General features: G+C 65.6%; 12 protein-coding genes. 9 read left to right on the top strand and 3 right to left on the bottom strand.

The window, feature by feature from the left end:
* The first annotated feature begins 2 nt into the window (after window positions 1-2).
* The 7 genes from VFZ09_RS10795 to VFZ09_RS10765 all read left to right on the top strand — a co-directional run bounded on the left by VFZ09_RS10795 (window position 3) and on the right by VFZ09_RS10765 (window position 8,827).
* Window positions 3-1,283 carry a TIGR02270 family protein gene (locus VFZ09_RS10795; RefSeq protein WP_329727443.1) on the top strand — a complete coding sequence of 427 codons (1,281 nt, stop codon included), beginning with the start codon at window positions 3-5 and terminating at the stop codon, window positions 1,281-1,283.
* A 51-nt stretch (window positions 1,284-1,334) separates the two neighbouring features.
* A complete protein-coding gene (locus VFZ09_RS10790) occupies window positions 1,335-2,489 on the top strand; it encodes a DUF2169 domain-containing protein (protein WP_329727442.1) in 1,155 nt (384 codons plus the stop codon).
* Window positions 2,486-3,505, top strand: a complete 1,020-nt coding sequence (locus tag VFZ09_RS10785) for a hypothetical protein (RefSeq protein WP_329727441.1) — start codon at window positions 2,486-2,488, stop codon at window positions 3,503-3,505. Before VFZ09_RS10790 ends, VFZ09_RS10785 begins: the two co-directional genes overlap by 4 nt.
* 31 nt (window positions 3,506-3,536) lie before the next feature.
* Window positions 3,537-5,147, top strand: a complete 1,611-nt coding sequence (locus tag VFZ09_RS10780) for a PAAR-like domain-containing protein (protein ID WP_329727440.1) — start codon at window positions 3,537-3,539, stop codon at window positions 5,145-5,147.
* Window positions 5,148-5,186: 39 nt separating this feature from the next.
* The gene (locus tag VFZ09_RS10775; RefSeq protein WP_329727439.1) at window positions 5,187-6,182 is read left to right on the top strand and encodes a hypothetical protein; all 996 of its coding nucleotides are present in this window, start codon (window positions 5,187-5,189) and stop codon (window positions 6,180-6,182) included.
* A 91-nt stretch (window positions 6,183-6,273) separates the two neighbouring features.
* Complete coding sequence (locus VFZ09_RS10770) at window positions 6,274-8,379, top strand: type VI secretion system Vgr family protein (RefSeq protein WP_329727438.1); 2,106 nt, start codon at window positions 6,274-6,276, stop codon at window positions 8,377-8,379.
* 232 nt (window positions 8,380-8,611) lie between these two features.
* The gene (locus tag VFZ09_RS10765; RefSeq protein WP_329727437.1) at window positions 8,612-8,827 is read left to right on the top strand and encodes a hypothetical protein; all 216 of its coding nucleotides are present in this window, start codon (window positions 8,612-8,614) and stop codon (window positions 8,825-8,827) included.
* A gap of 15 nt (window positions 8,828-8,842) precedes the next feature.
* On the opposite strand, the gene VFZ09_RS10760 is transcribed toward VFZ09_RS10765, so the two are convergent.
* Window positions 8,843-9,745: an AEC family transporter gene (locus VFZ09_RS10760; RefSeq protein WP_329727436.1), complete on the bottom strand. Its 903-nt coding sequence runs from the start codon at window positions 9,743-9,745 to the stop codon at window positions 8,843-8,845.
* Window positions 9,742-10,674: a LysR family transcriptional regulator gene (locus VFZ09_RS10755; protein WP_329727435.1), complete on the bottom strand. Its 933-nt coding sequence runs from the start codon at window positions 10,672-10,674 to the stop codon at window positions 9,742-9,744. The genes VFZ09_RS10760 and VFZ09_RS10755 overlap by 4 nt, the downstream gene beginning before the upstream one ends.
* A 123-nt stretch (window positions 10,675-10,797) precedes the next feature.
* Here VFZ09_RS10755 and VFZ09_RS10750 point away from each other — a divergent pair, with 123 nt between their 5' ends.
* The gene (locus tag VFZ09_RS10750) at window positions 10,798-11,412 is read left to right on the top strand and encodes a hypothetical protein (RefSeq protein WP_329727434.1); all 615 of its coding nucleotides are present in this window, start codon (window positions 10,798-10,800) and stop codon (window positions 11,410-11,412) included.
* Window positions 11,413-11,555: 143 nt separating this feature from the next.
* Window positions 11,556-13,001, top strand: coding sequence for a hypothetical protein (locus VFZ09_RS10745; protein WP_329727433.1), 1,446 nt, complete (start codon window positions 11,556-11,558; stop codon window positions 12,999-13,001).
* A 19-nt stretch (window positions 13,002-13,020) separates the two neighbouring features.
* Here the strand turns inward: VFZ09_RS10745 and VFZ09_RS10740 are convergent, their stop codons facing one another.
* Window positions 13,021-13,491 (bottom strand): hypothetical protein, encoded by a 471-nt coding sequence (locus VFZ09_RS10740; protein WP_329727432.1) that lies wholly within the window; start codon window positions 13,489-13,491, stop codon window positions 13,021-13,023.
* Window positions 13,492-13,595 lie beyond the last annotated feature (104 nt).

Genomic DNA, 13,595 nt, shown 5'->3' with positions numbered 1-13,595 from the left:
CCATGCCAACCTCACCACATCTGCTGTTTTGGGATTTGATCGAACGGCACCTGGACGAGGCCGAGTTCCTGTGGGGGGTGTGGGAGCACAGCCTCCTCGCGCCGGACTACACCCTCGATGACGTGGCGAAGGAGTCCGAGGAGCGGTTGCTGGCGCACGTCGATGGACTCGTTGCCAATGGGCCAGAGGCCGCGCGCCGACTGTTGTTCCCAGCGCTCGAACATGGCGAGCCACACCGTGTGAGCGCGGCGGCCTTGGCGCTGCTGCAGAGCCCCGGGGAAGCGGGTGTCGAGGTCGTGATGACGGCACTGCGCACGCGGCCCAAACAACGCGGGCCGCTGACGCGAGCCCTGACCTGCGCGGAGCGGCCCGACCTCCTGGGGCGCCTGCGCGGACTACTCGCGGAGCTGGATCTGGACGTTGTCGCCGCAGCGGCCGAGGTCCTAGCCTTCCACCATGAACCACTGGGTACGACCCTTCCGGTGTTGCTGGCGAGCGACTCCCCGGTGGCGGCGCGGGCACTCGCCCTCCAGGCGCTGCCGCATGAGCCAGCCCCGGCACGGTACATGGCCGCGCTGCAAGCGGGTCTGGTGGATGAAAACCCCCGCGTTGCCGCGGCCGCCATGGAGGCGGGCTGCCGGCTCGGCGTGCCTGCGGCATGGCAGCGTGTGCGGGCACGCGCTGCGGACGCGGACAAGATGGCGATGCTACTGCTCGCGCTCGGTGGAGGGCCTGCTGAGCATGCGGCACTGAAAGCCGCGCTCGCCCATGCCGCGCATCGGCCAGCGGCCCTCTGGGCGCTTGGCTTCGTGGGAACGCCCGAGGCCGTGGATACGAGTCTCGAGCTGATCAATGACAAACAGTCCGGGCACCTCGCGGGGGAAGTCTTCTCGGTGGTGACAGGCGTCAACCTCGTGGAAGCACACTTGGTGGCGCCGCCCCCCGAGGAAGACGAGCCGCTCGACCACACGGCGGAGGATGACTTGCCTCGCCCGGACCCGGTGAAGGTGCGGCATTGGTGGATGCGGCACCGCGAGAAGTTCACCCCGGGTCAACGCTATCTCATGGGTGAGCCGCGCTCGCTCGCGGGAGTGTACGCGGCGCTCGCTCATGGACCGATGCGCCGCCGCCCGGCCCTGCTCCTGGATCTCCAGCTCCGTAGCTCCGCGAAGCCCGGCCCACTTCTTCAAACACGCGCTCCCACCTGGCGGCAATACAAAGCACTCGCGGCCCTGCGTGCTCTGGCGGCTACAGAAATCGACGTGCTCCGCCCACTCCTCTGATGCAGCGCTGGGCCTCCTCCTCGATGACTGAAGGACCTCTCCAGTTTCGCCATGGAACTCGTCAATAAATCCCGCCTCCCCATGGAAGTGACGACGGCACTCGACAAGAGTGGCCGGGAACACCTCCTGCTGGTCGCGAAAGCGACCTACCGCTTCGGCGACAGCGGTCACCCTCCCGAGCTCGCGGAGGAGTCCCATCCCATCTCCCATACCGATGCCTTCGTAGGTGAGCCCGGCCTCTCCGCACCGCTCTACGAGGCGGATCTCGCGTTGGCCAAGAAGCGGTGTGATGTCATCGTGGACGCGACGGCCCATGCACCGGACGGCAGGCCCGTCACCGAGCTCGACGTGGCCATCCGCGTCGGTTCGCTCGCCAAGCAGTTCCTCGTCATCGGCGACCGGACGTGGCAACGAGGCGCCTCGCGCGTCTCCATGAGCAGACCCCAGCCGTTCACCTCCATGCCGATACACTACGGCCGCGCATTCGGGGGGAGCCCTCGGCACCGCTCCGCGGACGAACAAGACACCTATCTGGCCAATCCCATTGGCAGAGGCTTCTGTTCCGATCCCCGTGCGGACCTCGTCGATCAGATGCCACTGCCGAACACCGAGAACGCCAACCACCGGCTCAGCTCACCGAACGACCAGGTCCAGCCACTCGCTTTCGGTCCCATCGGCCGCCATTGGCACCCGCGAAAGGATTACGCCGGCACCTATGACGCACGCTGGCGGGCAGACGTCTTCCCGCTCCTGCCCGATGATTTCAACGAAGCCTTCTTCCAATCCGTGCCAGCGGATCAACAGATGGACTTCGTCCAGGGAGGCGAGGAGGTAGCGCTGCGAAACCTCGTGCCCGGCAAGCCGCTCGTCACGTTCAAGCTGCCACGACCAGACCTGGCGCTGAAGCTCCTCTACACCTCGCACCGCGCCATCGAGCTGCCCCCCGTCGTGGATACCCTGTTCATCGAGCCAGAGGCCCAGCGCTTCACGATGGTCTATCGCACGGCGCTCCCGCTCGATCGCCGCGGCCTCTTCGGCGTCAGCATCGTCGCGGCGGGCCCGGTGTGCAAACGGTGGTGGAAATCCAAGGTGCTCGGCACAGGAGACTGCGGCTGCGGCGGCGACAGCGACAACGACCCCGGTGAGGACACGGAGGATGAGTCTGCCTCGCCAGCCTTCACGGATGGGCTGGAGGTCGAGCCGTGAAGCCACGCCTCCGCGTCATCGGCTCAGGGATGTGCTGTCCGGTGGGCTTCTCTGGCCGCACCGCGCGCGCGGCGATCCGAGCCCGACTTAATCGCTTCCTGGAGTCGGAATTCGTTGACGAGCAAGCCGAGCCGCTCGTCGTCTCCCGGCTCCCATTGGGAGACCTCTGGGGGCCGCGGCGCATCGCGACGATCTTCGAGGCCGCCCTGACGGATTGTGTGGGGGGTGCTCCAGACTTCAACCCCAAGTCCACCGCACTGCTGATGTTGGTCGCGGAGCAGGGACGCCCAGGGTACAACGAAGCGTGGGCCAGGGCCTGCATGACGACCTTCGAGAAGGTCACGGGGACGGCACTCTCCGCCGAGTCTCGTGTCCTCCCGTCCGGGCGCGCGGGGCTCGCCACCGCCCTGCGCGAGGCGCACACGTTGTTGACCACTGGCGGGCGCGCCCATCAAGTCGTGGTGGCTGGCGTGGACAGCTACCTCAACGCGGAGACCATCACCCATCTGCTCCGCAAACGCCGGCTCCTGACCGAGGAGATCAGCGAAGGCTTCATCCCTGGAGAGGCAGCAGGCGCACTGCTCCTAGGCCTGGAATCACCAGGGCAGAAGGGTCTTCACGTGCTGGGAATCGGCTCCGCCGAGGAGACCGCAACCATCGACAACGACGAGCCCGTGCGGGCCCTCGGCCTCACGAGCGCACTGCGCGAGGCGCTCGCCGCGAGCGGCTACCAGATGAACGACCTCCACTTCCGCATGGCGGACGTCAGTGGTGAGCCCCTCCTGTTCCGGGAGGCCGCCATGGCCAACACCCGCCTGCTGGACCACCGCGGGGGCCACTTTCCACTGCTCCACCTAGCCGACTGCATCGGCGAGACCGGCGCAGCCATTGGCCCGCTCTCGCTCGCTTATCTCACCGATGCCATGGCGCGTGGGTACGTGCCCGGCACGCGAGCGGTGCTTCACCTCTCCAATGACGGTGGAACACGTGCCGCGGTCGTGGTCGAGCACCTCTGAGACTCAACCCCTTTTCTCCTGACGAGAGAACATGCAAACCCACGTCTACGCGAACGGCCGCGAGATTTGCAGCCAAGCAGCGGATGGCAAGTCCGCGGCAGCGTTCCCCGATGTGTGCTGGAGCCCTCCCGGCCCACCTGCCGGCCCCGTCCCGGTGCCCTACCCAAACACCACCTTCGCGAAGGACCTCACGGACGGCACGCGCACCATCCTCATCTGCGGCACCATGGTGGCCCAGAAGGACAAGAGCTACTTCTCCACCAGCACGGGCAACGAGCCAGCCACATCCTCCTACGCCAAAGGTCTCAACACCGGCGTCATCAAGGGCAAGGCCTATTTCACGAGCTGGTCGATGGACGTGCTCGTCGAGGGCCTGAACGTCGCGCGCCATCAGGATCAGATGACGCACAACCACGCGAGCCCGGGTGGCAATACTCCGGCACAGGTGTACTTCGACGATGCCGCAAAGACGGCGAAGGGCCGTTGTGCCCAGGACTTGCAGAAGATCGACAAGGAATGCGGCCCAGAGCCGGAGGATGGCAAAGACAACGCCCAAAACCTACAGCGCGCCCGCAGGAACTTCCTCAAGAAGATGACCAAGCGCCTGGAAAAAATCACCGAGAACGTCAAGAACAAGCTCGACAAGAATGCAAATACCTCCTGGATGGAGCATTGTGACGGGCTGTGGCTCAAACCAAACACCCGCTATCCAGAGCAGATAAAGCAACTAACCGAGCAACTCGGCAACATCAAGGACGACCTGAGTTCTGTCACGTCCAGTCTGGTCAAGCCACTCGTCGAGAAGCTGGAGAAGGAACTTCTTGAGAAGCTCGGAAAGGAGGCCACGGAGCGGGCGCTCAAGCTGGGGGCACGCTCCGCTGCACGCTGGGCAGTAGGCGCGAGCGGTGCTGCAGTCGCGGGAGTCGGTGCCATCGTGACCGAAGGAATCGCGACGGCCTGGAACATCTACGACTGGGCTTCCACGGCCTACGAAGGCTACCAACTCTCAAAGACAGCATTGGCCTCCATCTCCGAGATCAAAGAAGTGATGGGCGACTTCGAGGGTGCGCTCAAGAGCATGGACGGTGTTCTGAATGAAGCGAAAAGGAACCCCCAAAAAGCGATGGCCGACGCGATGGACCTGTTCTCACGGCTCAATGCATGCACGCGCGCGCGCAGGTGCATCCTCGTTCCGTACAAGAACACCAGTTCCCTGAAGGCCATGAGGGGCACAGGCTGCTGTCCGGGGCAGACAGGCCACCACGTACTTCCCGACGAGATGACCAAGGGCGGCCACTGCCCGGGGTACAAGCCGGGCGATGCGCCAACGGTTTGCGTCGAGGGAATCAATAACTTCCATGGCTCGCACGGCAGGATCCACGACAAACTGGTCAAAGCCGTGGCGGACTACAAGGCAAGTGGTATTTTCTTCGAAAACACGGAAATGAGCTACGGAAGGGCCCGGGACATGGGAGTTGCAAGCATCATGCACACCTTTCCCGAGTCGAAATGTGACCCGGACTGCCTGAAAGCCCAACTCGACAGCTATTACAAAAACAAATGCATGGGCACAGTGCCTGCTGTCGCTGGCAGGAAGGGCAGCACGGGAGATGCCGAGGACGCAGGCGACGCCGGGGAGTAAAGAGTCCCTGTCCCGCCCCCCATCAGAACGAAGATATACATGCTGATCAACCAGAGCGACTACGAACGGTGTTTTGGCGGCTTCACCATCATTGATTGCGCCATTCGCAATCGGAACATCTTTTATTTTGTCACCCTGTCGGATTATGATGAGGATCAACGCCCACCTGCGGATGAGGATCGAACCACCCGGGTAGTTGTCTACTTCGCGGAGAGGCCAGCCAACAAGCGCTGGACCTACGTGTCCTATGAGGGCTATGCAGGAATGCGCGCTGGCGCATCCCAGCGGCCCAACGAAAAATTCATCGGCATCGACCGAGGCCGACAGGTCGTGACGATTGGTGGCGGTGCCCTGGAAAAAGAGCAAGACATTCCCACAGGGCGGCGCGGCCCGGCACGTGGCGGCATTCGGAAGATCCGGACCATCGACGGCCTTCTCCACGTGTGCACGGGGTATCGGGGCTTGGCACGCCGGGACGACCGCAACCAGTGGACGTCGCTCTGCACGGGGCTAGATTTCACGCCCGACCCGGACGTGGACTCGGGCGAGTACGGCTTCGATGATTTCGACGCCTTTGACCCCAACGACTTCTACTGCGTGGGCGGCAAGGGAGACGTGTGGCACTTCGACGGCAACGCCTGGGAGCGCATCGAGTTCCCAAGCAACATGGTGCTGGAGACGGTCTGCTGCGCGGGCGATGGCTGGGTGTACATCAGCGGCACGGGTGGAAACATCTGGAAGGGCCGGCGTGACAACTGGAAGCTCATCCACCGCGACCAGATGGCCCTGCCCTTCAAGGACATGGTCTGGTTCCAGGACCGGGTGTATTGCACCTCCGATTATGGGTTGTGGGAGATCGTGGGCGATGAGTTGCGTGAGTGCGATGTGCCCCCTCAAATCAAGATCAGCTCCGGCAACCTGGCGGTCGCGGACGGAGTGATGTTGCTCGCGGGCGCATATGGCTGCTCGTATTACGACGGCCTCACCTGGAAGCACATCCTCGACACTGCTGCGTTCTCACCCGTATCGCTGTAGCTCCCCGGGCGCTCCACTCTCATTTGAAAGACGGTGCTTCAACATGGTTGCTCGATCGCATGTCCATGCACTGGGAGAGTCCCCTCTCTTCGTGTTCGAGGTCGAAGGTTGCTCGGACCCCCTGAGGGTGGTCCGCTTCTCGGGAACGGAGGGCGTGTCGAGCCTCTTCGAGTTCCAGGTGGAGCTGGCCAGCACGAATCCGTACATCGACTTCGCGGATATGCTGGGGAAGTCGGCGCTCTTGACACTGCGTGGCGAGTTGGTGCCCAGATTCCTGAATGGGCTCATCAGCCGCTTCGAACAACTCAACGAACTGCCGCACTACACGCTCTACCGGGCCACGGTGACACCGTTGGCGTGGCGACTCGAGCAGCGCTACGACTGCCGGATCTTCCAGAAGCTGGACACTCCGGCCATTCTCAAGAAGGTCTTCGACACAGCGGGGATTCCGGCGGACCGGGTACGGTTCGTGCTGACGAACAATTACGAGCCGCGCGACTACTGCGTGCAGTACCGGGAATCGGATTGGGCCTTCGTCAGCCGCCTGATGGAAGAGGACGGCATCTTCTATTTCTTCGAGCACGCGGCGGACAAGCACGTGTTGGTGCTCGGCGACGGGAAACCCGCCCTGAAACCCATTGATGGACCGGATGCGCTGTGCTTCCGCCGGGAGACAGGAATGGTGGTGTTGGAGGACCACGTGCGCCGCTTCCGCTTCAGCGAGGAGGTCCGTTCGGGCAAGGCGACCCTGCGGGACTACAGGTTCAAGCAGCCGGGGCTGAAGATGGAGGTGGAACACAAGGCGGAGGTGGACTCGGACCTGGAGGTGTATGACTATCCGGGCGAGTACCAGGATCCCGCTCAAGGAACGCTGGCAAAAGGAAAGACAATCGCCAGGGTGAGGCTGGAGGCATTCCAGGCGACGAAGCGCGTGGGACGGGGAGAAAGCGACTGCGAGCGGCTGTGCCCTGGGCGGATGTTCACGCTGGAGGAGCACCCACGAGGGGATTACAACGGGCGCTATCTGCTCACCCAAGTGAAGCACGAGGGCCAACAGCCCCATGTCCTGGACGAGGAGTCCCAGGGCGGGGAGTTCAGCTACTCCAATGAGTTCATGTGCGTACCGCACCATGTGCCGTACCGGCCGGCGCGGGTAACGCCAAGGCCCCACGTCAAGGGCTCACAAACGGCGGTGGTCGTGGGACCCGCTGGCGAAGAGATCTACGTCGACGAGTGGGGCCGGGTGAAGGTGCAATTCCACTGGGACCGGCAAGGACAGATGGACGAGCACAGCTCGTGCTGGGTACGCGTGAGCCAGCTCTGGGCAGGTGAGGCGTGGGGAGCGATGTTCATCCCCCGCATCGGCCAGGAAGTCATTGTCGACTTCATCGAGGGTGACCCTGATCGGCCCATCATCATCGGCCGCGTGTACAACGGAAACAACCTAGTTCCCTACGCACTGCCTGCGGAGAAGACCAAGAGCACGATCAAATCCAACTCAAGCCTGGATGGTGGCGGCTACAACGAGCTGCGCTTCGAGGATGAGAAGGGGCAGGAGCAGGTCTTCATCCACGCCCAGCGGAACATGGACGTGCACGTGAAGAACGACTCATTCGAGGACATCCTCCACGACCGGCATCAGACGATTGGTAGCGTAGGCAAGGGTGGAAAGGTGGGGGATCAGAACGAACTGGTGTACCGGGACAAGAGTCTAACGGTACACCGGAACAGCCAGGAGCAGGTGGGCGGGAGCATGAAGCTCCTGGTGGGAGGTATCGACGGCGATGGAGACATCGACATTGTCATCAAGTCGAACCGGCTGGAGTTGGTGCACAAGGACAGCCATCTGCACGTGAAGCAGAACCTGAACGAGAAGGTGGATGAGACCCACTCGCATACGGTGGGCAAGGATCTGCAGGTGAAGGTGGGGCAGAGCACCGCGCTGGAGTCGGAAAAGGAGATCCATCTCAAGTCGACGAAGATCGTGATCGAGGCATCCAGCGGAATCACGCTGAAAGGACCGGGGGGGTTCATCACGATCGACGCACGAGGGGTCGCCATCAAGGGCAAGCTCATCCAGCACAACACGGGAGGCGCGGCCCTGACAGGAAGCGGAGCGAGCCCGACCGAACCCGCTGACGCGGTGGAGGCTCAGCCCACCATCCCGACCAAGGCCGACAACGGGAGTGCGCCATGAACCCCGGCGGGTTCGCGTTCCCAGCCGCCTGACACCACCACCTGCGCCTGCCCAGGGCGCTGGGTTATCGAGGGATTGGAGGGAGTACCCCCACCAGGGTGGCATGGTGTGCGGCGGTGGACTGGTACCGGGGACGGTAGGTGCTACAGGCCCGCCTGCCTGCCCTCCGGGCGTGTCCGGAAATCGCGGCCCGGCGACTTGTGGCCGCCGATTGCTGCGTTACGTGAAAGGCATGACCGGAATCACTGAGAAGAACACGGGTGACGCTGTCTCGGAGTTCACCCTTCCCGATGGCTGCATGCTGTGCGGCGGCGCGGTGACCATCCGCAGCACGCCGGGAAACGGCGCGCACAGCTACTGCCCGCACTGCCACTGGCTGTCGCGCACGCGGCTGCGCATGCGCAAGGAGGGCCTGGAGATCGCCTACGCCACGCAGGCCTTCGCGTAGGCCGCACCCAGGCTCTCAGTGCAGGAGCCACAGGGTGAAGGGCACCGTGGCGAACGAGAGCGGAATGCCCAGCCCCACCATGAGGGCGGAGAGCTCCGGGTCCAACCCGTTGTCCGCGGCGAGGATGGCGGCGGTGACCATGGGAGCCATGGCGGCCTGGAGAACGGACACCTCGAAGGTGAGCCGGCCCATGCCGGGCAGCAGCAGCAACAGGAGCGCGATGGCGAGCGGCGCCAGCGCCAGCTTGTAACCGAGCCCCAGCGCGAGCGCGCGCATCCGGCCCTTCACGCCCGAGGGCCGCAACTGGAAACCCACGGAGAAGAGCGCCAGCGGGGTGAGCAGATCTCCCAGCCGGCCGAGCACCACGTCCACGGCCTCGGGCCAGTGCCACGGGTGCAGGAGGAACGCCGTCACCAGGGCGAGGAAGGGGGGGAAGGTCACCACCTTCTTCAGCAGTGCCCCGGTGCGGGTGTCCTTCGCGGCGGCGTGCGAGGCGAAGAGCGTGGCCACCGTGCCCAGCACCAGGAACGAGCCGAGCTGATCCACGACGACGGCCACGCGCAGCGCCTCGCGGCCCATGAGGCCCTCGATGAGGGGCAGGCCCACGAAGGCGGTGTTGCTCAACCCGCCGGTGAGGACGAGCGCCGCCACGGTGCCGGGCGGAAAGCCCAGCCGCGGGCCCAGCGTGCGGAAGAAGAGCCACGAGCCACCGAAGATGAGCCACGGCGTGGCGGCGGCGGCGAGCAACTCGGGGGCGAGCGTGAGGCGGTGCACCGCGCGCAGCACCAGCGCGGGCAGGGCGATGTTGAGCACGAAGGCGTTGAGGGCCAACGCCGTCTGCTCCGGGAAGCGGCCGCTGCGCCGGGCGAAGGCACCCAGCAGGAGGCTGGCGGCCAACAGGCCCACGAGCTGGCTCACGAGGAACGCCTCCCGGAGGAACGCGTCGCGGGACGGCCCTCGCCGGACAGGAGCGGGCGCTCGCGGTGGATGAGCTCGGTGAGGAAGTGGAGGGTGGCGCGCACACGCGCGTTGTGCTGCAAATCCGGATGGACCACCAGCCAGATGTCACGGCGCAGCGAGGCCACGAGGGGCGCCACCCGCCGCAGCCCCGGCTCCCGGTCTCCGCACAGGCACGGCATCACTCCCACGCCCATGCCCGCGGCGGTGGCCGTCACCACCGACAGCAGCGAGTTGCAGCGCACCGCCACCCGGGCGCCGGCAGCGGCCTCGGCCAGCCAGCGGGACTCGGGCCACTTCGCCGCGGCGTCCGCGTAGCCGATGACGTCGTGCCCCGCGAAGCCCCGCGCCGGATCCGGTGCACCGCGCCGCTCCAGGTACGCCTCGGAGGCATAGGGGGCGATGGCGATCTCCCCCACCTTGCGAGCCACCAGCGTGTCCCCCTGGGGCCGGGTGAGGCGGATGGCGATGTCGGCCTCGCGCCGGGCCAGGTCCAGCGCGCCGTAGTCGGTGAGGAACTGCACCTCGATGCCGGGGTGGCGCTCGCGGAAGGGGGCGAAGCGCGGCAGGACGATGTCCACGGCGAAGGCCTCGGTGAGGGTGATGCGCACCACGCCCTCCAGGCGCGCGTCCTCGCCACTGGCCCGGCGCTCCACCGCGAGCGCCGCCGCCTCCATCTCCTCCACCGCCGAGCGGATGCCTCGCCCCGCATCCGTCAGCACCAGCCCCGAGGGCGTGCGATCGAAGAGCTTCGAGCCCAGCTCGTCCTCGAGCGCCGCGAGCCGCCGGCCCACGGTGGAGGCATCCACCTCCAGGTCCCGCGCGGCCGAGGCGAGCGTCCCCTCCCGCGCGATGGCGAGGAAGTAGCGGAGATCATTCCAGTCCGGCACGCCCTGCAAATTCGCATGCCCCCCCTGCAATCTCCAGCGTTTTCGCAAGGGGTGCTTCCGGGGCATTCCTTGGCTCGCCCGGGCCGCACGAAGCGGCCGGAGCCAGACCTCTGGAGAGAAACCATGAAGACGATGAACCGCCTCGCGCTGACCGTTGTCACCCTGGGCCTCGTGGCCGGCTGTGCCACCGCGGGAGGAGCGTCGGGGACGCGCGTGAAGACGAACGAGCTGACGGGCGCATGGACGAGCGCGGTGTGCGAGGCGATGCCCAACCCGGACGGCTCGAAGACGTACTTCAAGCGGAACTTCCAGCTGACGGAGAAGGACTGGTCGCTGAAGTTCGAGACGTTCGGGGACGAGGGCTGCACGGCGAGGCTGTTCACCGCGCGCTTCGAGGGCCCGTACACGCTGCAGAAGGACTCGGAGAAGGTGGAGGGGGCGACGGAGGGGAACTTCGGCTTCGCGCGGCACTACATGACGGCGCACGTACAGCCGGTGGCGGACTGGTTCCAGGGGGCGAAGTGCGGGACGGGGACGTGGAAGGTGGGCGAGGAGCAGGAGACGAGCACGACGGGGTGCGTGTTCCTGAGGCCGGTGACGGCGTGCGGAACGGACCACGACATCGTGAAGGTGGAGGGCAACCAGCTCTTCTTCGGGAAGCGGCCGGCGGACGGTGACATGTGCACGCCGGACAAGCGCCCCACGGCCCTGACGCCCGTGGCCGTGGTGCGCGGCTGAGCCACTCCTCCCTCGCCCACCGGGAGAGGGGTCGGGGGTGAGGGTGCCACGGCTCCCGGGATGAGCCCGTGTACCTCTTGTCGCTCTGGGAGAAGACGGGCTCCCATGGTTCGATACACCCTGCGCTCGAGGAGGGGTTCACCATGCAACCGTGGAGCATCGGCATCGTCTGTGCCCTGATCTGGACCCTCCCGGTAGCAGCCGCAGAGCCGAAGGAGACCCAGCCCGAGCCCACCTCGTGGAGCCCCTCCGCTCCGCTTCAGGCCTCCGCGCTGTTCGCCGCAGGCGGTGGTGAGCCCGCGAGCCCTGACCGCGGAGCCTGGATCTCGAGCGATGGAAAGAGCATCGCCTTCTTGAACCGCGAGTCCTCTGCCGCCGAAGGCACCGCCCGCGCGCTGGTCGTGAAGGATGTGGAAACGGATGCCGTCGTCTTCGAGAAGGTGCTGTTCTCAGAGGAAGAGAGTCTCCGCCGAAGCGGACCGGAGCTGGAGCGGCTGGCGAGGTCCCGTGCATGGGAGGCGCGTTCCTACCTGGGCCAGCGCGAGTGGAAGCCCCTGCTCTACCGCGAGAATCCTCAACATGACGCGGAGTTCTTCTCGGATGCCTGTTTCATCCAGCGGCAACGTCCGAAGCGCTCGGTGTCCCTGGAGGATCTCAAGCTCTCGTACCAGGAACCGCGGCTCCAGATCTGGCGCCGGGGCAAGAAGGTGCTCGACCGGCGTTTCCCCTCCTGGGGAGTTCGCCAGCAAGGGTGCGAGCACGCCAGTCCCTCGTGGCTGAATGGCACCTTCGTCAACCTGGAGCGGAACGTGGTGCTGATCGAACTCGGCTTCTGCGGAGTGGACAGCTGCCCCGAACCGCCAGCGGCGTTCCACGTGCTCCGCCTCCCTCCGGACAAGTCTCGCGCGGCAAGCACGCCTCCCACTCAGACGAAAGCTCCGCCCCAGGGCCCGTTCGTCGGGTATGAGAAGCCGAACGCCGTCAGCGCGTCGCTCTACGCAACCGGGTTCCCCGCCATCTCGGAGGACGGGACGCTCGTAGCCCTGGCGGAGGTCTTCGCGGATGGTGAGCGCAAGGACCCCAACCTGCTCATCACCGTACGCAACTCCCAGACCAACGAAGTCGCCTGGAAACTGCCTGTGCTCGAAGCCGGAGAGGTGTCACCCGTTCAGCGCTCATTGCCTCTGTCCCAGGCGCTCGACAAGAAGGTGCTCGAGAGGATCCGGCAGGTGAATGACTCCCTTGGCAGGACACAATGGGTGACGCTGGAGGAACAGCCCCTCCAGCCCATGATGACGGAGAGCTGCCAGCAGGCTCCTACACAGAAGCTGCAGCTGCCCCAACTGGAGATGACGTTCAACCAGGGTCATTTGGTGCTGAAGCGGGCCGGGAGCGCTCCACCCATCGAGCTGAAGCTGAATCGCGGAAGCGACAGCGGAGCGGACGCGTGCAAGGCGGCCAGCCGAATCTTCATGGACACCGCCTACATGGACTCCACCAGAGGAGTCGTCCTGTTGCGCCTCACCACGTGCGGCGACGAAGCATGCCCGGCCCAGGACAGGTGGTATCATTCCATCAAGCTGCGTTGAGCGGGCGCAGCCTCGCGCTTCAGGCCGGGAACATGCGCCCGCGGAGTTCCTCGAGCCCACGCGGCGAGCACAGCTCTTCCGAGAAGAGTACGTCGAGCGCACGCTGGGCCAGCCCAGCCGCGGACGCTGCGACGAGCACCCGGCCACACTCCTCGAGCTGCTCTCGAATCAGGCCGATCTCGCCGTACATCTCGGCGAGCTTCATGCGGTCCTCGACCGACAGGTCACGCTTCATCTCCGCGATGACCTGGCGCAGCTCCACCGTCTTCCCATCCGCGCGCTGCACCGTGGGCTCGGGCTCCTCATCATCCAGGTCTTCGGCGAGCAGCGGCCAGATGTCCGTCAGCAGCGCGGAGTCCTGCACCAGCAGGTGTCCCACGCGCTGGGCACACGCCTGACACGAGGCGCCAGCGAAGCGCGGCAGGTTCAGCGCCGGAGAGGCTCCAGCGCCACAGAGCAGACAGGTGGCCAGGTCGGTGGTGGGCTCCATGGGGCACTCCCTTAACGTCCTCGCCCGGCCAACGCCATCTCCACGCGTCCCTCTGTCACCTTTCTACCTGGCTGCCCCCCGGGTGAGCCCCGGAACGCCCCTCT

Origin of the sequence: Archangium sp. (assembly GCF_036277355.1) — a bacterium.
GTDB lineage: Bacteria > Myxococcota > Myxococcia > Myxococcales > Myxococcaceae > Archangium.
The sequence above is the reverse complement of the archived record's forward strand: the minus strand, read 5'-3'. Positions and strand labels throughout refer to the sequence as shown.